21 protein-coding genes are annotated in these 17,623 nt (G+C 68.7%); 12 read left to right on the top strand and 9 right to left on the bottom strand.

Annotation, left to right across the window (positions count from 1 at the left end):
- Position 1 precedes the first annotated feature (1 nt).
- The 4 genes from ABSY19_RS23685 to ABSY19_RS23670 all read left to right on the top strand — a co-directional run bounded on the left by ABSY19_RS23685 (position 2) and on the right by ABSY19_RS23670 (position 3,411).
- Positions 2–961, top strand: coding sequence for a Bug family tripartite tricarboxylate transporter substrate binding protein (locus ABSY19_RS23685; RefSeq protein ID WP_382156417.1), 960 nt, complete (start codon positions 2–4; stop codon positions 959–961).
- A gap of 7 nt (positions 962–968) precedes the next feature.
- Complete coding sequence (locus ABSY19_RS23680) at positions 969–1,670, top strand: fumarylacetoacetate hydrolase family protein (protein ID WP_382156415.1); 702 nt, start codon at positions 969–971, stop codon at positions 1,668–1,670.
- A gap of 34 nt (positions 1,671–1,704) precedes the next feature.
- A complete protein-coding gene (locus tag ABSY19_RS23675; protein WP_382156413.1) occupies positions 1,705–2,619 on the top strand; it encodes a delta(1)-pyrroline-2-carboxylate reductase family protein in 915 nt (304 codons plus the stop codon).
- 252 nt (positions 2,620–2,871) lie between these two features.
- Entirely contained in the window at positions 2,872–3,411 is a 540-nt protein-coding gene (locus tag ABSY19_RS23670; RefSeq protein ID WP_382156410.1) for a DUF4142 domain-containing protein, read from the top strand.
- A 6-nt stretch (positions 3,412–3,417) separates the two neighbouring features.
- Here ABSY19_RS23670 and ABSY19_RS23665 read toward each other — a convergent pair whose 3' ends face one another.
- The 5 genes from ABSY19_RS23665 to ABSY19_RS23645 all read right to left on the bottom strand — a co-directional run bounded on the left by ABSY19_RS23665 (position 3,418) and on the right by ABSY19_RS23645 (position 7,337).
- Positions 3,418–4,578 carry an alpha-hydroxy acid oxidase gene (locus ABSY19_RS23665; RefSeq protein ID WP_382156408.1) on the bottom strand — a complete coding sequence of 387 codons (1,161 nt, stop codon included), beginning with the start codon at positions 4,576–4,578 and terminating at the stop codon, positions 3,418–3,420.
- 73 nt (positions 4,579–4,651) lie between these two features.
- Entirely contained in the window at positions 4,652–5,425 is a 774-nt protein-coding gene (locus tag ABSY19_RS23660; protein ID WP_382156406.1) for an SDR family NAD(P)-dependent oxidoreductase, read from the bottom strand.
- A 34-nt stretch (positions 5,426–5,459) separates the two neighbouring features.
- Positions 5,460–6,431 (bottom strand): Bug family tripartite tricarboxylate transporter substrate binding protein, encoded by a 972-nt coding sequence (locus tag ABSY19_RS23655; RefSeq protein WP_382156404.1) that lies wholly within the window; start codon positions 6,429–6,431, stop codon positions 5,460–5,462.
- Between the two features lie 37 nt (positions 6,432–6,468).
- A complete protein-coding gene (locus ABSY19_RS23650; protein ID WP_382156402.1) occupies positions 6,469–6,942 on the bottom strand; it encodes a RidA family protein in 474 nt (157 codons plus the stop codon).
- Between the two features lie 5 nt (positions 6,943–6,947).
- On the bottom strand, positions 6,948–7,337 hold the full coding sequence (locus ABSY19_RS23645; RefSeq protein WP_291115815.1) for a RidA family protein: 390 nt from the start codon (positions 7,335–7,337) through the stop codon (positions 6,948–6,950).
- Between the two features lie 123 nt (positions 7,338–7,460).
- On the opposite strand from ABSY19_RS23645, the gene ABSY19_RS23640 reads away from it, so the two are divergent.
- The 4 genes from ABSY19_RS23640 to ABSY19_RS23625 all read left to right on the top strand — a co-directional run bounded on the left by ABSY19_RS23640 (position 7,461) and on the right by ABSY19_RS23625 (position 11,295).
- The gene (locus tag ABSY19_RS23640) at positions 7,461–8,360 is read left to right on the top strand and encodes a LysR family transcriptional regulator (protein WP_382156400.1); all 900 of its coding nucleotides are present in this window, start codon (positions 7,461–7,463) and stop codon (positions 8,358–8,360) included.
- 135 nt (positions 8,361–8,495) lie between these two features.
- A complete protein-coding gene (locus tag ABSY19_RS23635; protein WP_382156398.1) occupies positions 8,496–9,374 on the top strand; it encodes a polysaccharide deacetylase family protein in 879 nt (292 codons plus the stop codon).
- Positions 9,375–9,407: 33 nt separating this feature from the next.
- Positions 9,408–10,409: a Bug family tripartite tricarboxylate transporter substrate binding protein gene (locus ABSY19_RS23630; RefSeq protein ID WP_382156396.1), complete on the top strand. Its 1,002-nt coding sequence runs from the start codon at positions 9,408–9,410 to the stop codon at positions 10,407–10,409.
- Positions 10,410–10,431: 22 nt separating this feature from the next.
- Positions 10,432–11,295 (top strand): fumarylacetoacetate hydrolase family protein, encoded by an 864-nt coding sequence (locus tag ABSY19_RS23625; RefSeq protein ID WP_382156394.1) that lies wholly within the window; start codon positions 10,432–10,434, stop codon positions 11,293–11,295.
- A 23-nt stretch (positions 11,296–11,318) separates the two neighbouring features.
- Here ABSY19_RS23625 and ABSY19_RS23620 read toward each other — a convergent pair whose 3' ends face one another.
- Complete coding sequence (locus ABSY19_RS23620) at positions 11,319–11,756, bottom strand: MarR family winged helix-turn-helix transcriptional regulator (RefSeq protein WP_382156392.1); 438 nt, start codon at positions 11,754–11,756, stop codon at positions 11,319–11,321.
- Positions 11,757–11,864: 108 nt separating this feature from the next.
- Between ABSY19_RS23620 and ABSY19_RS23615 the strand changes: the two genes are divergently transcribed.
- Together ABSY19_RS23615 and ABSY19_RS23610 are read left to right on the top strand one after the other, a co-directional pair.
- Positions 11,865–12,812 (top strand): amidohydrolase family protein, encoded by a 948-nt coding sequence (locus tag ABSY19_RS23615; protein WP_291115798.1) that lies wholly within the window; start codon positions 11,865–11,867, stop codon positions 12,810–12,812.
- 29 nt (positions 12,813–12,841) lie between these two features.
- A complete protein-coding gene (locus tag ABSY19_RS23610; RefSeq protein WP_382156390.1) occupies positions 12,842–13,840 on the top strand; it encodes a Bug family tripartite tricarboxylate transporter substrate binding protein in 999 nt (332 codons plus the stop codon).
- A gap of 90 nt (positions 13,841–13,930) precedes the next feature.
- Here ABSY19_RS23610 and ABSY19_RS23605 read toward each other — a convergent pair whose 3' ends face one another.
- The gene (locus ABSY19_RS23605; protein ID WP_382156388.1) at positions 13,931–14,257 is read right to left on the bottom strand and encodes a low molecular weight protein tyrosine phosphatase family protein; all 327 of its coding nucleotides are present in this window, start codon (positions 14,255–14,257) and stop codon (positions 13,931–13,933) included.
- A 212-nt stretch (positions 14,258–14,469) separates the two neighbouring features.
- Between ABSY19_RS23605 and ABSY19_RS23600 the strand changes: the two genes are divergently transcribed.
- Complete coding sequence (locus tag ABSY19_RS23600) at positions 14,470–14,940, top strand: DUF5990 family protein (RefSeq protein WP_382156386.1); 471 nt, start codon at positions 14,470–14,472, stop codon at positions 14,938–14,940.
- Here the strand turns inward: ABSY19_RS23600 and ABSY19_RS23595 are convergent.
- Both ABSY19_RS23595 and ABSY19_RS23590 read right to left on the bottom strand, forming a co-directional pair.
- Entirely contained in the window at positions 14,932–15,549 is a 618-nt protein-coding gene (locus ABSY19_RS23595) for a class I SAM-dependent methyltransferase (protein WP_382163919.1), read from the bottom strand. The genes ABSY19_RS23600 and ABSY19_RS23595 overlap by 9 nt on opposite strands.
- Before the next feature lie 111 nt (positions 15,550–15,660).
- Positions 15,661–16,350, bottom strand: coding sequence for a glutathione S-transferase family protein (locus tag ABSY19_RS23590; protein WP_382156384.1), 690 nt, complete (start codon positions 16,348–16,350; stop codon positions 15,661–15,663).
- 114 nt (positions 16,351–16,464) lie between these two features.
- On the opposite strand from ABSY19_RS23590, the gene ABSY19_RS23585 reads away from it, so the two are divergent.
- Entirely contained in the window at positions 16,465–17,355 is an 891-nt protein-coding gene (locus tag ABSY19_RS23585) for a LysR substrate-binding domain-containing protein (protein ID WP_382156382.1), read from the top strand.
- Positions 17,356–17,623 lie beyond the last annotated feature (268 nt).

The raw sequence follows: 17,623 nt of genomic DNA, 5'->3' as shown, positions 1-17,623 counted from the left end.
CATGAAACTGCCCTTGTCCCGCCGGCACTTCGTCGCGCTGGCCGCCGCGGCCCTCACCTGCACCGCGCAGGCCGCCGACCCCATCACCATCATCGTGCCCTACCCCCCGGGCGGCCTGTCGGACACGCTGGCCCGCCTCACCGGCAAGGTGATGGGACAGAACATGGGCGTGCCCGTGATCGTCGAGAACCGGCCCGGCGCCAACGGCGTGCTGGGCCTGCAGGGCATCGCGCGCGCCAAGCCCGACGGCTCGGTCATCGGCATGGTGCCCGCCAGCGTGATGACGGTGAACCCCGCGCTGTACAAGAACATGAACGTCGACACCCTGCGCGACATCACGCCGCTCACCCTGGCCATCACCCTGCCCAACGTGCTGGTGGTCAACCCCTCGGTGCCGGCGCAGAACATGCAGGAACTGATCACCTACCTCAAGGGGGCGGGCAACAAGGTGTCGTACGGCTCCATGGGCACCGGTTCGAGCGCGCACCTCAACGGCGAGCTGCTCTCGCGCTCGGCGCAGCTGCAGATCATGCACATCCCCTACAAGGGCAGCGCGCCCGCCATGCAGGACCTCGTGGCCGGCAACATCCAGATGGCGTTCGAGAACCTGCCCGTGGCCCTGCCCATGATCCAATCCGGCAAGCTGCGCGCCCTGGGCGTGACCAGCACCAGCAGCTCCTCGCAGGCGCCCGACATCCCACCCATCGGCAAGACCATCCCGGGTTTCGAGGACAACATCTGGTTCGGCTTCATCGCGCCCGCCGGCCTGCCCCCCGCCACCGAGAAACGCCTGAACGAAGAACTCATCAAGGCCATCCGCTCCGACGAGGTGAGCAAGGCCATGGTGGGCCGGGGCGCGGCCATCACCACGAGCACGCCCAACGAGATGCGCAAGGTGATCGCGGCCGACCGCGAGAAATGGGGCGCCCTCGTGCGCGAACGCAACATCGTGGTGGAGTGAACAACCGATGACCCGATACGCCTTCGAACCCGCACCCGCCACCTCGGTGGCCATCCAGGGGCGCGCCGAGCGCTTTCCGGTGCGCCGCGTGTACTGCGTCGGCCGCAACTACGAAGCCCATGTGCGCGAGATGGGCCACGACCCCGACCGCTCGCCACCGATCTTCTTCTGCAAGCCGGCGGACGCGGTGGTCGAGGTCGCCGACGGCGAGGAAGGCCGCTTCCCCTACCCCGGCGAAACCAGCAACTGCCACCATGAGATCGAACTCGTGGTCGCCATCGGCGAGGGCGGGCGCGACATCCCGCAGGACCAGGCGCGCCGCCACATCTTCGGCTACGCCATCGGCCTGGACATGACGCGCCGCGACCTGCAGCGCGCCGCCGCCAAGGCCGGCCAGCCGTGGGAGACCGGCAAGGCCTTCGACGCCTCGGCGCCCATGGGCCCCATCCACGCGGTGCAGGACACCGGCTACCTCGACACCGGCGCGCTCTCGCTGCACGTCAACGGCGAAACGCGCCAGCGGGCCGACCTCTCGCAACTGATCTGGAACGTCGACGAGACCATCGCGACGCTCTCGCGCCTGTTCGAGCTTCAGCCCGGCGACCTGATCTTCTCGGGCACGCCCGAGGGGGTGGGCGAGGTGCGGCGCGGCGACGTGATGAGCGGGCGCTTCGATGGCCTGGGCGAGCTGCGCGTGCGGGTGATCTGAACCGGGGGACGTCGGATCCCCGATGATGTGGGGCATGACGTCCTCCCTGAACCCCAGCGCCACCGCCGCCGCGCTGCCCTACCCCGAGCTGGCCGACGAGATCGAGGCGCTGCTGAGCGACCCCACGGTGGCGGTCCCCGCGCGCATCGTGCAGGCCCTGCCCGGTGGCGGCACCCTGTTCGCGATGCCCGCCGTCGACGCGCGCGTGGCCATCACCAAACTCATCACCCTGATCCCGGACAACGCCGCGCGCGGCCTGCCCAGCATCCAGGGCGACATCGTGGTGTTCGATGTCGCCACCGGCCAGCGCACCGCCCTGCTCGACGGCCCTACCGTGACCTCGCGCCGCACCGCCGCCGTGTCGCTGCTGGGCGCGCGCCTGCTCGCGCCCCGCCGCGACGGCCCGCTGCTCATCGTCGGCGCGGGCGTGCAGGGCCGCGCGCACCTGGAAGCCTTTGCCGCCGGCCTGGGCGTGCGCGAGGTGCGCATTGCCTCGCGCAATCCGGCCAGCGCCGACGCGCTGGTGGCCCATGCCCGCACGCTGGGCCTGGACGCGCGCCGCGTGGACGATGCCGACGCCGCGCTGGCCGAGTGCCCGCTGGTGGTGAGCACCACGCCGGCCCGGCAGGTGGCGCTGCGCGGCACGCCGCGCGACGACGCCTTCGTGAGCGCCGTGGGCGCCTACACGCCGCAGATGGTGGAGTGGGCGCCCGAGGTCTGCCGCGACCTCGCCGCGCGCGGCACGCTGGTGGTGGACACGCGCGACGCCGACCACGAGGCTGGCGACCTGCTGCAGGCCGGCATCGATGTCACCGCCGTGCCCACCCTGGCCGACTGGCTCGCATCGCCCCGGCCGGTGCGCGGCCCGGTGTTCTTCAAGAACTGCGGCTGGGGCGGCTGGGACCTGGCGGCGGCCCGCCTGGTGAGCCGCCGGCAGCAGGCCCGCTGAGCGGGGCGCGCGGCGGCGGCACCGGCGCGTCCAGCGCCGCGCCCGGGTCTTCCTCGCCCGCCACCGAGGCCAGCAGCTCGCTGGCATCGGCCTTCCTGCCGTCGGACGGCGGCGGGGGTGAAGGTGGCAATCGAATGGTGCGGCTCATGGTCGTTCCCAGGGGCAAACGGCGCTCCCGCTCCCCACCAGCGCCCGCACGGGCATGCCACTTGCCGGTGGACGGGCTCCCCAACGGATTCAAGGAGCCCCCGCATGAACCACCGAGCAAGCCCCCTGACCGCCCTGGCGTTCACCACCGCCCTGCTGTGGAGCACCACGGCCTTCGCGCAAGGCCTCGCGCCCATCGACAAGAGCTTTCTGCAGCAGGCCGCCGAAAACGGCCACGCCGAGGTCTCGGCCGGCCGCCTGGCCCTGACCAAGGCGCGCAACCCCAAGGTGCGCGACTTCGCGCAGCGCATGGTCGACGAACACAGCAAGGTCGGCGAAGAGCTGCGCACGCTCGCCGCCGCCAAGCAGCAGGAGCTGCCCAACGAGCCCTCGATGCTGCAGAAGGGCAAGGAGATGATCATCGCCGGCCTGGGCGACGAGACCTTCGACCGCCGCTACCTCAACCAGATGGGCGTGGAGGCGACCAAGAGCGCGATTCCCCTGTACGAAAAAACCGCGCTCGAATCGCGCGACCCGGAGGTCAAGGCCTTCGCCTCCAAACACCTGCCGGCCCTGCGCGAGCACCTGCAGGCCGCGCAGGACCTCAAGGTCTCGGTGGACCAGCGCCCCGCCTCGACGAAGTGAGCGCGTTCAGGGCGGCGTGGGCAGCAGCAGATCGCGGTCGAGCTGCCCGCAGCCGGTGACGCCCAGCATGGCCATGTTGCGGTCGATCTCGGCGCGCAGCAGCTCGATGGCGTGCGCCACGCCGCGCTGACCGGCCACCGCCAGCGCGTGGTTGAACGGCCGGCCCACGAACACGAAGCGCGCCCCGAGCGCGAGCGCCTTGAGCACGTCCGAGCCGCGGTGGAAGCCACCGTCCACCATCACCGGCATGCCGCCCACGCCGTCGACGATGCGCGCCAGCACCTGCATGGGCGCCACCGCGCCGTCGAGCTGGCGCCCGCCGTGGTTGGAGACCACGATGCCGTCGGCCCCGAGCGCCTTGGCCTTCACCGCATCGGCCACGCCGAGGATGCCCTTGATCACCAACGGGCCTTGCCAGAAGGCGCGAATGCGCTCGACGAACGACCAATCCAGGTGGTCGCGGTGCGAGAAGTCGCGCAGCACATTGCTCGACAGAATGGGGGCGCCGCGCTCGGCGAACGAGTTCTCGAAATGCGGCATGCCGTGGCGCCACAGCGTTTTCGCGAAGGTGCCGAGCAGCCAGCGCGGGTGTGACACCCCTTCCCACGCCAGCCGCAGGCCGGGCCGCAGCGGCGTGGAAAAGCCGTTGCGCACGTTGTTCTCGCGGTTGGCGCTCACGGGGATGTCCACCGTGACCACCAGCGTCTCGTAGCCCGCGCGGCGCACGCGCTGCAGCAGCGCCAGGATCCGCGCCTCGTCGCCCGGCAGGTAGGCCTGGAACCAGGTGCCCGGCGCGGCCTGGGCCACGTCCTCCAGCGGCGTGAGCGAGGAGCCGCTCAGGATCGCGGGAATGCCGGCCTCGCGCGCGGCCTGGGCCAGCGCGATGTCGCCCCGGTAGGCCGAAAGCGCGGCCAGGCCCATGGGTGCGATGCCGAAGGGGCTCGCGTAAGTGGTGCCGAACAGCGGCTGCTGCTGCGTGCGGCGCGACACATCCACCAGCACGCGCGGCACGAAGCCGTAGGCGTTCATCGCCTCCTGGTTGCGGCGCAGCGAGACGTTGTCCTCCGCCGCGCCCGCCACATAGCCGTGGATGGGCCGGGGCAGGCGGCGCTGCGCGAGCGGCGCAAAGTCCTTGAGCGCGAGGATGTTCGAGAGAGCGGAGGGCATGGTGAAGCGACAGGAAGGCTCCCGCCCCGGCCAGGTCGCCGGGGCGTGGGATTCGAAAAGGAAAAGCCGGCGGTCAGGCGAGCGTCTGCCCGCCGTCCAGCGTGATGGTGCTGCCGGTCACGTAGGCCGAGGCGTCCGAGGCCAGCCACACGGCGATGTCCTGGATTTCCTCGGGCCGGCCGATGCGGCCCAGCGGCACCTGGCGCACGAAGGCCGCGTACTTCTCGGGCACCGACATCTCGGCCTCGGTCAGCGGCGTGAGGAAACGCCCCGGCGCGAGCACGTTGACGCGAACCCCTTTCGGCGCCCACTCCACCGCGAGCGCGCGCGAGAGGTTGATGACCGCCGCCTTGGCCGCCGAGTACGGCGCGTTGCCGGCCCGGCCGCGCATGCCGGCGGTGGACGAGAGGTTGATGATGGAGCCGCCGCCCTGCGCCAGCATGTGCCGGCCCACGGCACGGCACACCTTGAAGGTGGACGAGAGGTTGGCCGAGATGACGCCGTCCCACTCCTCGTCGGTCACGTCCACGCTGGGCTTGCGCAGGCTGCCGCCGGCCGCGTGGGCCAGCACGTCGATGCGGCCGAAGCGCGCCACCGCCTGCTCCACCACCGCATTCACCTGCCACGAATCGGTGGCGTCGGCCACGGCCACCAAGGCTTGGCGGCCCAGCGCCTCGACCTCGCGGGCCACGGCCTCCAGGTCGGCGCGCGTGCGCGCCATCAGCACCACGTCGGCCCCCGCGCCGGCAAAGCCCAGCGCGATCGCGCGGCCCAGCCCCTTGCCCGCGCCGGTGACCAGCGCGGTGCGCCCCGCCAGGCGCCCGCCGGCCTGTTCCTTGTCATTCATGAGGTCCGCTCCTGATGCTGATGCTGCTGAGTCTTCAATCCGCCGTGATGCCGGCCGAGCGGATGATGCCACCCCACTTGGTGGCGTCGGCCTGCACGAAGGCCTTGGTGGCCGCCGCATCCGAGGCCAGCGTGGTCAGGCCCAGTTGCGCGAGCTGCGTCGTCACCGACGGCTGGCGCAGCGCGTGCGTGAACGCGTTCTGCAGCTGCGTCACGATCGGCGCGGGCACACCGGCCGGGGCGAAGACCGCGTACCACACGGACGCGCCGAAATCGGCCAGGCCCGAGGCCGCCAGGGTGGGCGTGTCGGGCAGTTGCGCCACGCGCTGCGACGAGGTGACCGCCAGCGCCTTCAGGGCACCGCTGCGGATCTGCGGCAGCAGCGGCGGCATGTTCTCGAACGCCAGCGTGACGCGGCCGGCGAGCAGGTCCTGCATCGCCGGCGCCGTGCCTTTGTAGGGCACGTGGATCATCTCGGTGCCGGTCATGCGCTCGAACAGCTTGGCGCACAGGTGCTGCGTCGAGCCGTTGCCCACCGAGGCGTAGGCCACCTGGCCCGGCCGCGCCTTGACGTAGGCGATGAGTTCCTGCACCGAGTTCACCGGCAGCGAGGGCGGCACCACCAGCACGTTGGGCACGGTCGCCACGCCGATGATGGGCGTGAAGTCCTTGAGCGGGTCGTAGGGCAGGTTCGGGTACAGCGCGGGCGCGGTGGCGTAACCGGGCGTGCTGCCCAGCGTGAGCGTGTAGCCGTCCGGCTTGGAACGGGCCACGGCCGTGGTGCCCACGACACCGCTGGCGCCCGGCTTGTTGTCCACCACCATGGGCTGGCCCAGCACGCCGCCGGCCTCGCGCGCCAGCAGGCGGCACAGCAGGTCGTTCGTGCCGCCGGCCGCCCAGGGGCTCACCAGCGTGATGGGGCGGGAAGGAAAAGCCTCGGCAAAGGCCGGCCAGGCCGACGTGAGGCTGCCGAGGCCCAGGGCTTGGATGAGATGACGTCTTTGCATGGCGGTGGTCCTTTGCGCGGGGTGAGGGGGTGAAGGGTCAGGGTTGGATTTCGAAGGTGCAGATCGTCTCGACCGGCGCCGTGTAGATCAGGTCGGGCACGCTCAGGCTGGCGCGCGCCATCGCCGCGCGCTCGGCGCCCAGCACCTCCACGAACAGGTCCGACGCGCCGTTGGAGACGTAGGGCGCGCGCTCGAAGCCGGGCGCGCCGTTGACGTAGATCAGCAGCTGCACCACACGCACGATCCGGTCCAGGTCGCCAAGCACGGCCTTGGCCTGGGCCAGGTGGTTGATCGCGCACAGCCGGGCCGACTGGTAGGCCTCGTCCACCGAGACCTTGTCGCCCACCTTGCCCAGGTAGGGGAACTCGCCGTTGTGGTGCCCCAGGGCACCCTGGCAGAAGAACAGGTTGCCCACCGCGACACCGGGCACCAGCGCCGGGTTGGCCTTGATGATGGGCGCATCGGGCAGCACGATGCCCAGCTCGGCCAGGCGTGATTCGATCTTGCCCATGGGTCTCACTCCACTTCGGCGACGCACTCGATTTCCAGCAGGAAATCCTTGCGCGGCAGGCGGGCCTCGACGGTGGTGCGCGCCGGCCAGGTCTGCGGGTCGTTGCCGAAGAACTCGCGGTAGATCTCGTTCATCTCGTCGAAGTCGGCGCGGCGGTCCAGGAACACATTGACCTTCACCACCTGCGCCAGCGACGAGCCGGCCTCTTCCAGGATGTTCTGCAGGTTGGTCATGCACTGGCGCATCTGCGCGGTGAAGTCGCCCTTGGCCAGCTGCATCTCGCCGTGGTAGGCCGGGCAACCGGAGACGAACACGAGGTTGCCGGTGCGCACGGCGTGGGCGTGGGGCGCCTTCGTGCGGGTCACCTTGGGGCTGTAGATCACTTGTTTGGTCATGGGAACTCCTGTGTGCGGAAAAACGTTGGAAACGCAAATGTGCCTGCCGTTTGGCGTCGCAACAAACGATTTGTTTTGAACAATGAGTTGCCATTTTCGCAACACCAATCCTAGAATCGCCGCATGATCCTGCAGACCTCCCTGCTGCGCTACCTCGAAGTGGCGCAAAGCGGCTCCATCCGCGCCGCCGCCGAGCGGCTCTTCGTCACGCCCTCGGCGCTCAGCCGCGAGCTGCAGAAGCTGGAAGAAGACCTGGGCGTCACCCTGTTCGAGCGGCGCGCGCGCGGCATGGTGCTCACCGCCGCCGGCAAGGTCTACCTGAACCACGTGCGCGACGCGCTCAACGGCATCGAGCGCATGCGCTCCGAGCTCGACGCGCTGCAGAACCTGCACCGCGGCCACGTCTCGCTGCTCTCGGTGGAGGGCTACGCCTCGGACTTCCTGGCCCCCGCCATCGCCCAGTTCCAGGACGCCTACCCCAATATCACCTTCTCGCTGCGCATCACCGGCACCGGCGCGGTGGAGAACGGCATCGCCAGCGGCGAGGCCGACATCGGCCTGGTCTTCAACCTGCAGCCCAAGGCCGAGATGCACTCGGCCCTGCACCTGCACGCACCCCTGCTCGCCGTGATGGCGCCCAGCCATGCACTGGCGCGGCGCAAGAGCCTCACGCTCTCGCAGATCGCCGGGCAGCGCCTGGCGCTGCCCGACAACAGCTTCGGCGTGCGCCGCCTGATCGACTTGCAGAGCCACATGTCCAAGGTCCACATCACGCCCGCGCTCGAAGCCAACTCGCTCGCGGTGCTGCGCGGCTTCGCGCGCAACGGCGGCGGCATCACCCTGCTCTCGCACATGTCCATCCGCAACGAGCTGGCCATGGAGCAGCTGGTGGGCGTGCCGCTGGACGACGCGCTGCTCTGCCAGGGCGGCATCGACGTCTGCGTGCTCTCCGAGCGCAAGCTGCCCGTGGCCTCGGCGGCCTTCCTCAAGCACCTCACCGAAGTGGGGCGCGCCGCGCTCTGAAGCGGTGCGTCAGCGTTGCGCGCAGATCAACACTGCGTGCAAAAGAAGTCGTTTGTGGTTGCACAGTCGACTCCGTAAGCTCGGGACCATTCAGGCAAGGCACTGGCGCCTTGCGGTTGGAACCCGGAGCCCCGAATGCCCCAGAAACTCGACGTGCACGCCGGTGCCATCGAAACCCTGCCCCCCGCCGATTTCCGCTGGCCCGGTGGCCAGCGCCTCGGCATCTTCTTTCGCGTCGCGCTGGAAGGCTGGTCCGACGACCAGTGGCCGGGCTTCGGCCCCATGGGCAACCCGCTCAAGCCCGGCACGCCCGACCTGAACGCGCTCGGCTGGGTCGAGTACGGCATCCGGCGCGGCATCCACCGCATCCTCGACGTGCTGGAGCGCCAGCAGATCCAGGCCAGCATGCTGGTCTGCGGCGTGCTCGCCGAGCGCTACCCTGAAGCGCTGCGCCGCATCGCCGATGCCGGCCACGAAATCGTGGCGCACTCCTGGGGCATGGACGTGATCCCGGCCTACCTCGACGAAGCCGCCGAACGCGCCAACATCCGCCGCACCACCGAGCTGCTGGAACAGGCCTGCGGCGTGCGCCCCGTGGGCTGGATCAGCCCGCGCGCCTCGCCCAGCGTGCGCACCGCGCGCCTGCTCGCCGAAGAAGGCTACGAATGGCACGGCGACACCATGAACGACGACCTGCCCTACCTCGTGCGCTTCGGCGACCGCGAGATCGCGGCCTTCCCCGGCGGCATGGAGATGAACGACACGCCGCACGCCATCCGCTACGGCAACGCACCGCGCCAGATGCTGGAGCTGTTCGACGACTGGCTCGACTTCGTGCAGCGCCACGAGCCCGGCGCGGTGCGCCTGAACCCCTCCATCCACGGCCACGTGTTCGGCCGCCTCAGCGGCATCGGCGTGTTCGAGGAATTGATCCGCCGCGCCCGCGCGCTCGACGACACCTGGATCGGCCGCCAGGGCGATGCCATCCGCCACCTGCGCCAGTCGCTGCGCTGAACACCCCTCACCACCCCCACCAGGAGAAGCTCCATGAACGCACACCACCCGCATGGCCTCACCCGCCGCCACGTTGTTGCCGGCGGCACGGCCCTGGCCGCCCTGATGGGCAGTGGCCTGGCCCGCGCCGCCGGCTACCCCGAGCGCCCCATCCGCATGGTGGTGCCCTACCCCGCCGGCGGCTCCACCGACATCGTGGCCCGCCTGGTCGCCAAGCACCTTGGCGAGGTGCTCAAGGGCACCGTGGTGGTGGACAACAAGGGCGGCGCGGCCGGTGCCATCGGCGCGGCCGACGTGGCCCGCGCCGCACCCGACGGCTACACCCTGCTCTCCAACATCGTCACCTCGGCCGTGCTCACGCCCATCACCCAGGCCAAGACGCTCACCTACGACCCCATCGGCGCCTTCCAGCCCGTGGCCATGGTGGCCAAACTGCCCAACGTGCTCATCATCAACAAGGACATTCCGGTGCGCACCTTCAAGGAGTTCGCCGCCTGGGCGCGCGCCAACCCCCAGCGCGCCAGCTATGGCACGGGCGGCACCGGCAGCGTGATGCACCTCACCGGCGAACTGCTCAAGCGCGACGGCGACTTCGCCATGGAACACGTGCCCTACAAGGGCGCGGCCGCCGCCATCCAGGACCTCATGGGCGGCAGCATCGTCGCGGTGCTCGACAACATCACCGGCGTCATCGGCCCCATCCGCTCCGGCCAGGTGCGCGCCCTGGGCGTCTCCACCGACCAGCGCTCGCCCGCCCTGCCCGACGTGCCCACCTTCGCTGAAGCGGGCGTCAAGGGTTTCTCCAACGCCAGCTGGTTCGGCGTCTTCACGCGCGCGGGCACGCCGCGCGACATCGTCGCCCAGCTCGAAAAAGCCACGCTGGAAGCCTGCGCGCGGCCCGAGGTAGTGCGCACGCTGACCGAACTCGGCGCCGTGCCCGACCCCATGGGCGCCCAGGCCATGGACACCTTCTGGAAAGCCGAATTCACCTACTGGAAACGCGCCATCGACGCCGCCGGCATCCCCCTGAACTGAACCCCGACCCCAAAGGCCTCTCTTGAAATTCGCCAGCTTCCTGCACCAGGGCACCGCCACCTACGGCGCCGTGATCGACGACCAGCACCTCGTGGACCTGCGCCCCGCCCTGGGCGCGCTCGCGCCCGACCTCCAGAGCGCGATCGCGCAAGGCCTGCTCGACAAGGCCGCCACCCTCGCGCGCGCCGCCACCGAGCGCATCCCGCTCGACGCCGTCGAGTTCCTGCCCGTGATCGGCCGGCCGGCCAAGATCGTCTGCGTGGGCCTCAACTACGCCGACCACGTGCGCGAGACCGGCCGGCAAGTCACGCAGCAGCAAGCGCCCACGCTGTTCCTGCGCGTGGCCAACTCGCAGGCCGGGCACGGCCAGGCCCTGCTCATCCCGCCCGAATCGCCCGCGCTCGACTTCGAAGGCGAGATCGCCGTCATCATCGGCAAGCCGGGGCGCCGCATCGCCGAGAGCGCGGCCTGGGCGCACGTGGCCGGCTACGCCTGCTACAACGACGCCAGCATCCGCGACTGGCAGACCGCCACCTCGCAATGGACGGCCGGCAAGAACTTCGCGCGCACCGGCGCCTTCGGCCCCTGGATGGTCACGGCCGACGAGATCCGCCCCGACCAGGTCATGACCCTGGTCACCCGCCTCAACGGCGAAGAAGTGCAGCGCACCACCACCGACCTGCTCATCCACAGCATCCCCTCGCTCATCGCGCACATCAGCTGCTTCACCGAACTCGAAGCGGGCGACGTCATCGTCACCGGCACGCCGGGCGGTGTCGGCTTCAAGCGCCAGCCGCCGCTCTACATGCGGCCGGGCGATGTGGTGGAAGTGGAAGTGGATGCGCTGGGCGTGCTGCGCAACCCCATCGAGGCCGAACTGGCCTGAATGCCCCGGGGCAGGACCGGGGCTCAGTCCCCGAGCTTGCCCAGCAGCCGGATCAGCTCGGCGGTCTCGGCATCGGAGAGCGCGGCGCGCAGCGCCGCCTCGTGCTCGCGCACGATGCGCGCGGCGCGGCTCCAGCACTTGCGCCCCTCGGGCGTGAGCTTCAGGTACACCGTGCGGCGGTCGTGCTCCTGGCGCGTGCGGTCGATCAGGCCGCGCTCGGCCAGCTTGTCCGCCAGCGGCACCATCGACGGGTTCGTCAGCCCCACACCGCGCGCCAGCTGGCCCTGCGGCAACTCCACATTGCAGCTCAACAGCTCCAGCACGCCATACATGGCCGTCGTCAGCTGCAGCTTGCCCAGCGCCGTGTCCAGGCGGCGCAGCGCCTGGTTGTGCGCTTTTCGAAGGTGGTACCCGACGTAAGCGTCGAGCGCGGGAGAAGAAGGAGGGGTGCAATCGGCCATGGGCAGCCGGCAGGATAGCACGCAGCCACCCGATCATTCTTCGTCTATTAGTTTGACATCAAACTATTCGATGACTACACTTCGGCCCAACATCAATCAGGAGACCGCATGTTCGTCGTCGACAACCACATCCACCTGGGCCAACCGGGTGTTCACGTCTCGCAGCACATCTACAGCGAGCTGCGCAAGAACTGGAGCGATCGAGGCTTCCGGTACCACAGCACCGAGGTGAAGTCCGAGCGCCGCGACGGCGAGATGCTCGTCCACGTGATGGACGAAGTCGGCATCGACGTGTGCTGCGTGCTCGCCGGCAACTGGAACCGCGTGCTCCCGCCCGAGCAGCGCCCCTACAACGTGCCCAACGAATTCGTGGCCCAGCAGGTCAAGGCCTCCAAGGGCCGGCTCATCGGCATCTGCAGCGCCGACCCCATCATCGACCCCTGGGGCGCCGCCGACGAACTCGAGCGCTGCGTGCGAGAGCACGACTTCCGCGGCATCAAGCTCTACCCCACCTACGCGCACTTCGACCCGCGCGACAAGGCCTGCGAACCGCTGTACGAAGCCGCCTCCGCGCTCGGCGTGCCGGTGCACTTCCACATGGGCTTCACACCCGTCTGCGGCGCCGACATGAAACTGCAGCAACCCTGGCTGCTCGACGAAGTGGGCCAGCGCTTCCCCAAGATGAAAGTGGTCATCTGCCACCTGGGCTACCCCTACGCCGCCGAAGCCATGGGCGTGGTCGCGCGCAACCCCAACTTCCACGCCGACCTCAGCGCGCTGGGCTTCTACCATCCGCGCACCGTCTACCAGCTCATCCACGACTTCGGCTGCGTCAACCCCTGGGAACGCCTGCTCTACGGCTCGGAGAACCCCTTCATGTGGACCTTCCACAAGACCGTGCAGAACATCAACGAACACGCGCGCGCGCTCGACATGCCCGAGATCCCCGACCACGCGCTGGAACTCATCCTCGGCGGCAACGCCACGCGCCTCTACCGCATCGACCAGAGCAAACAGCACCGCCCCGCGACGCCGCCCGCCAAGGCCGCCGCCTGACCACCCCATCACACCGGAGACAAGACACCATGAAGAAGATCGCTCGCCGCTCCCTGCTGGCCGCTGCCCTGGCACCCGCCTTCGGCACCCTCGTCGCCCCACTGGCCCATGCGCAGGGGGCCTTCCCCGCGCGCCGCATCTCCGTCGTCGTGCCCTTCCCCGCCGGCGGCCCGGCCGACATGGTCGCGCGCGTCATGCAACCGCTGATGCAGAAAGCCCTGGGCGAAACCGTCATCGTGGAAAACTTCGCCGGCGTCGGCGGCGCCATGGGCGTGGGCAAGGTGCTGGCCGCACCGGCCGACGGCCACACCATGCTGCTCACCACCGTGGCCGAGCCCATCCTGCCGCCGCTCACCATGTCCAGCGTGCGCTACAAGCCCGACGACCTCGTGCTCGTCTCGCAACTCTCGTACACCAACATCGCGCTCGTCGTGCGGCCCAGCCTGCAGATCAACTCGGCGCAGGCCCTGGTGGACTACCTCAAGAACCCGTCCAACAAAGCCCTGACCTACGCCACGCCCGGCAGCGGCACGCTCTACCACCTCATGGGCGAGCACTTCAAGATGCTCACCGGCACGCAGCAGCTCATGCACGTGCCCTACAAAGGCCTGGCACCGGCCGTGAACGACCTCATCGGCGGCCAGGTGGACGTGGCCTTCCTGCCCATGGCCGGCAGCACCGCCAAACTGATCGAAGCCGGCACCCTGCGCGCCCTGGCCCACACCGCCGACAAGACCGTGGCCGGCCTGCCGCGCCTGAGCGAAGTCGACGCCAACCTGAAAGACTTCGTCTACACCGTGTGGACCGGCGTCTTCCTGCCGCGCCAGACACCCACCGACGTGGTGACCGCCGTGCACAAAGCCATCGACACCGCACTGCAAGGGCCCGAATTCGGCGTGTACACGCGTGAAGCCGGCGGCGTGGCGCTCACGCGCGCCATGCCGCTGAAACAGGCACAGACCTTCTACAACGCCGAAGCGCAGCGGCTGCAGCGGGTGTTTCAGGCGGTGAAGCTGAAGGCGGATTGAGCGCGAGCGCAGCTTCAAGCAGAAAACAGAAAGGCCCCGATGGGGCCTTTCTGTTTTGTCAGGCTATCTCTGCGCAAGGCCCTTGACTTCCTATTTGGGGCGCAGATGTTGGCCCACCTTCTTCTGCAGCAACTCAATCAGTTCAGGCTGCATGAACTCGAAGCGGTCGGGAATATCCAGACACACAAGCTTTTTCCCTCGCAGGGAAGCCGCGAAGCGCTGCTGGAGTTTCACCCGGTGCTGCTTCTCCATCACGAAGATCAGCTCCGCCCATTCAAGCTGTTCGGCACTCAGCAGGCAGTCCGCGTCCGGCGCAAGGCCCGCAGAGTCGGTCTCGATGTTTGGCGCAGCGAACACCTGCTCCGCCGTGGGGCTGCGGAGCCTGTTTCTGCTGCAGATGAAAAGCACACGAGTCAAAAAAAGCTATCTCGATAGGGAAACAACGATCGCGCCATCCTGGCCTGAGCTTGGTGCAACGCATCCAGCAAACTCGCAGGCCGTAAGACCAAGCAGAAATGTAGATCAACCTGCGGGCGGCGATTGCGGCTTGATTCGCGTGTCAGCTAGGATGGCTGTCGGCCAGCAGCGAGCATGCGCCAGAGCCTTCACAAGCCTGTCACCCGGAAGCCATGAAAAACGGAACAAACTCTGAGCTTCAGATCATCCTTGCTGTCACGGCATTCCCACCCGGGGTCCGTTTTGCGGTGCAACACGGTCGCGATGACTTGCTGCCGCCCTACGCGTCGACGGCCGAGCTCGTGTCGTTCGCCATGACCATGAGTCTCGGCCCCACGCTGCCGGACGGATCGTTCAACTTCCGTGGCCCGTTCGCGCAAGGCACACCGGCCGACCGCTTCATTTACCTGAACTCCGGGACCTACGCAGGCCAACCCGATTCACGCTGGGAGCGAAGGGCGAAGATCAAGTTGGCCGGCATCCCCCAGCCCCTGGTGGAGACCGCCGCAGGAGACGCCAACTGCGCCATCGAAGGTCGCATCCACGGCACGGCGCGAGACGGCGGGCCGGTGTGCGCGACCGTGGGCCCTCAGGCGATCAGCTGGCACTTAATCAAGCGCATCGTGCCTGCTGAGCTACTCTGAAGCGGCCAGCCGGCGCAGTGCAAGAAAGCTCCAGCTGACGTCCGCCCGCCCAAGCATGTCTTCGCGCTCGGCCTGGTGGTGGCAGCGCAGCCCGTGCCGTGCGGCCAACCGAACCGTGTCCTCAGCGGAGACGTCAAACATTCTTCTGCCTTCCGGTATCGGGCCGTGCCGCAGAGACATGAAGACTTGACCGTTGTCGGCCGTCAGCGCGGCAACAGCTTCCATGGCCACCTCCCGCTCCTGAGCATCCAGATGCATCCACACGGCGGTGAGAAGGACAACGTCGAACCGGCGCTTTGCTTGCCGCAATACGTCCAGCGTCGGCAGATGGTCGTCCATCCAATCGATGGGCAGTGCGCCATGAAGGCGCTGACCCTCGCGGCGAAGTTCGCCTGTGGGCTCCACGGCGATGACCTGATGGCCACAACGGGCGAGTGCCGCGGCATCGCGCCCCGACCCCGCGCCGATGTCGACCACCGTGGCCGGCTGTGTGGGAAACAGGTGAATCAGGTCTCGGTAGACCTCAGCGAAAGTGATGCTCTCGTATTGAGAGGCCAAGGCCGATGCGTTCGCACCGTATCCAGCCGCTCCGGGGACTGTAGAGGTCATGGATGCCATACGTGGTTTGGACAAGCGCTTGCGGAGCGCAGCGCGCGGCTGCTTCTGGCCGATGCCCGACATGCTAGCCCAGGCAGGACCATCGAGGCGACCTGCGGCCGCTCATTGCAACTCCACATGCCCAGCAAACGCCCCCGTGCTGCGCACCACCTCCCCATGCTCCACCCCATGCGCGAAACGCACGGCGGGGTCGGCCTGCAGGCGCTCATACAAGGCATTCAACGCCGGGTAGTCGCGGCGGTCCAGCACCTGGTGGAAATCGTTCCAGCGCGCGATGCCCAGGAAATACGCGTCCGCCGCCGTGCGGCGCTCGCCCACCAGCCAGTCGCGCCCGGCCAGCAAGCCCTCCAGCGCGGCATGGGCACGGCGCACCTTGTCGTGCCCCATGGCCGTTACCGCGCGCAGCGCTTCGCCTTGCAGGCCATGCTCCATCGCGTACCAGAGCGGTGCGAATGACTCGAAGAAATCGGTGTTCAGGAACGCCAGCATCTCGTTGAAGCGGTCGAACTCCGCGCTGCCCTGCGCAGGCACCAAGCCGCTGGAGGCAGCCACCCCAGCCGCCGCCCCGATGTGATGGAGGATGGCCATGCTCTGGCTCACGAAGCGGCCATCGGCCGTGCGCAGCGAGGGCGTTTCGCCCACCGGGTTGACGCGCTTGAAGGCCTCGCTGCTCACCACCTCGGGCATCTGGATGCGGCACAGCTGGTAAGGCAGGCCGCTCCACTCCAGCGCCACGATGGCGCCAAACGAACAGCCTTCAGGCACGCCGTAGAAAAGAAGAATGGGTTTCATGGTGGGTTTCAACTCCTGTTGCATTGACGAAGGAGTGCATTCTTGCGGCGTGGACGACGGCCGCCTAGACAGGCAAAAGGCAACGCATCGTCCACATACGTGGACAATGGCCACATGAACCTGAACGACCTCACCCTGTTCGCCCAGGCCGTGGAAAGCGGCGGCTTCGCGCCCGCGGCCCGGCGCTTCTCGGTGCCGAAATCCACCCTGAGCAAACGCGTGGCCGCGCTCGAAGCCAGCCTGGGCGTGCGCCTCATCGAGCGCAACTCGCGCAGCTTCCGCCTCACCGACACCGGGCACGACTTCTACCAACACGCGCGCGCCGCGCTGGTGGAGGTGGAGAGCGCGCAGCAGGTCGTGCAGTCGCGCCTGGCCGAGCCCAGCGGCACCGTGCGGCTCACCGCCGCCGTGCCGGTGGTGCAGTTCCAGCTGGCGCCCCACCTGCCCACGCTCGCCCGCACCTGGCCCCGCCTGCAATTGCAACTGCACGCCAGCGACCGGTTCGTGGACCTGGTGCAGGAAGGTTTCGACATCGCGCTGCGCAGCCACTTCGCCCCCCTGCCCGACTCGGGCCTGGTGCAGCGCACGCTCAAGGTGGAACCCGTGATGGTAGTCGCGGCCCCGGCCTACCTGCGCGAGCACGGCACACCGCGCCAGCCGAGCGACCTCGCGGCGCACCAGGCCCTGCTGACCGGTGTGGACGCCACGCGCTGGACGCTGCGCAACAGCAAGGGCGAAGTGCAGATCGCCGAGCCACGGCCGCGTTTGGTGGCCGACGAATCCGTGGCGCTGCTGCACGCGGCCACGGCCGGCCTGGGCATCGTGTGCCTGCCCGAGAGCATCTGCCAGCACCACCTGGCGCGAGGAGAACTGGTGCGCGTGCTGACGCGCTGGACGGCGGGCCGCGTCACCACCACCGCACTGGTGCCGCACCGCCGCAGCCTGCTGCCTTCGGTGCGCGTGGTGCTGGAGTTTCTTTCGGAGCAGCTGGGGTCGGCGGCTTGAGTAAGACCCCGCAGCAAAAAATACTGTATCAACATACAGTACAATGACGCCAAGCCAGACACCATGCGGTGTGTGGCGCCACGCAGTTGCTGTTGTTGTCTCCTTGTGGATCTACAGCTTTAGCCCGTCCGCCTTGCCGGTGGACGGGCTTTTTCTTGCAGAGTTACCGGCGCACTTAAGGATATTGAGAAGTACCGTGCACCCAGATGCCGTCAATATAAAACTCCGGCATGTGAGATTAAGTGCATTGAGTGCAAGCGTCTTTAGG

It is taken from the genome of Hydrogenophaga sp. ANAO-22, assembly GCF_042466645.1.
GTDB lineage: Bacteria > Pseudomonadota > Gammaproteobacteria > Burkholderiales > Burkholderiaceae_C > Hydrogenophaga.
This window is presented reverse-complemented; position numbering and strand designations above follow the sequence as displayed.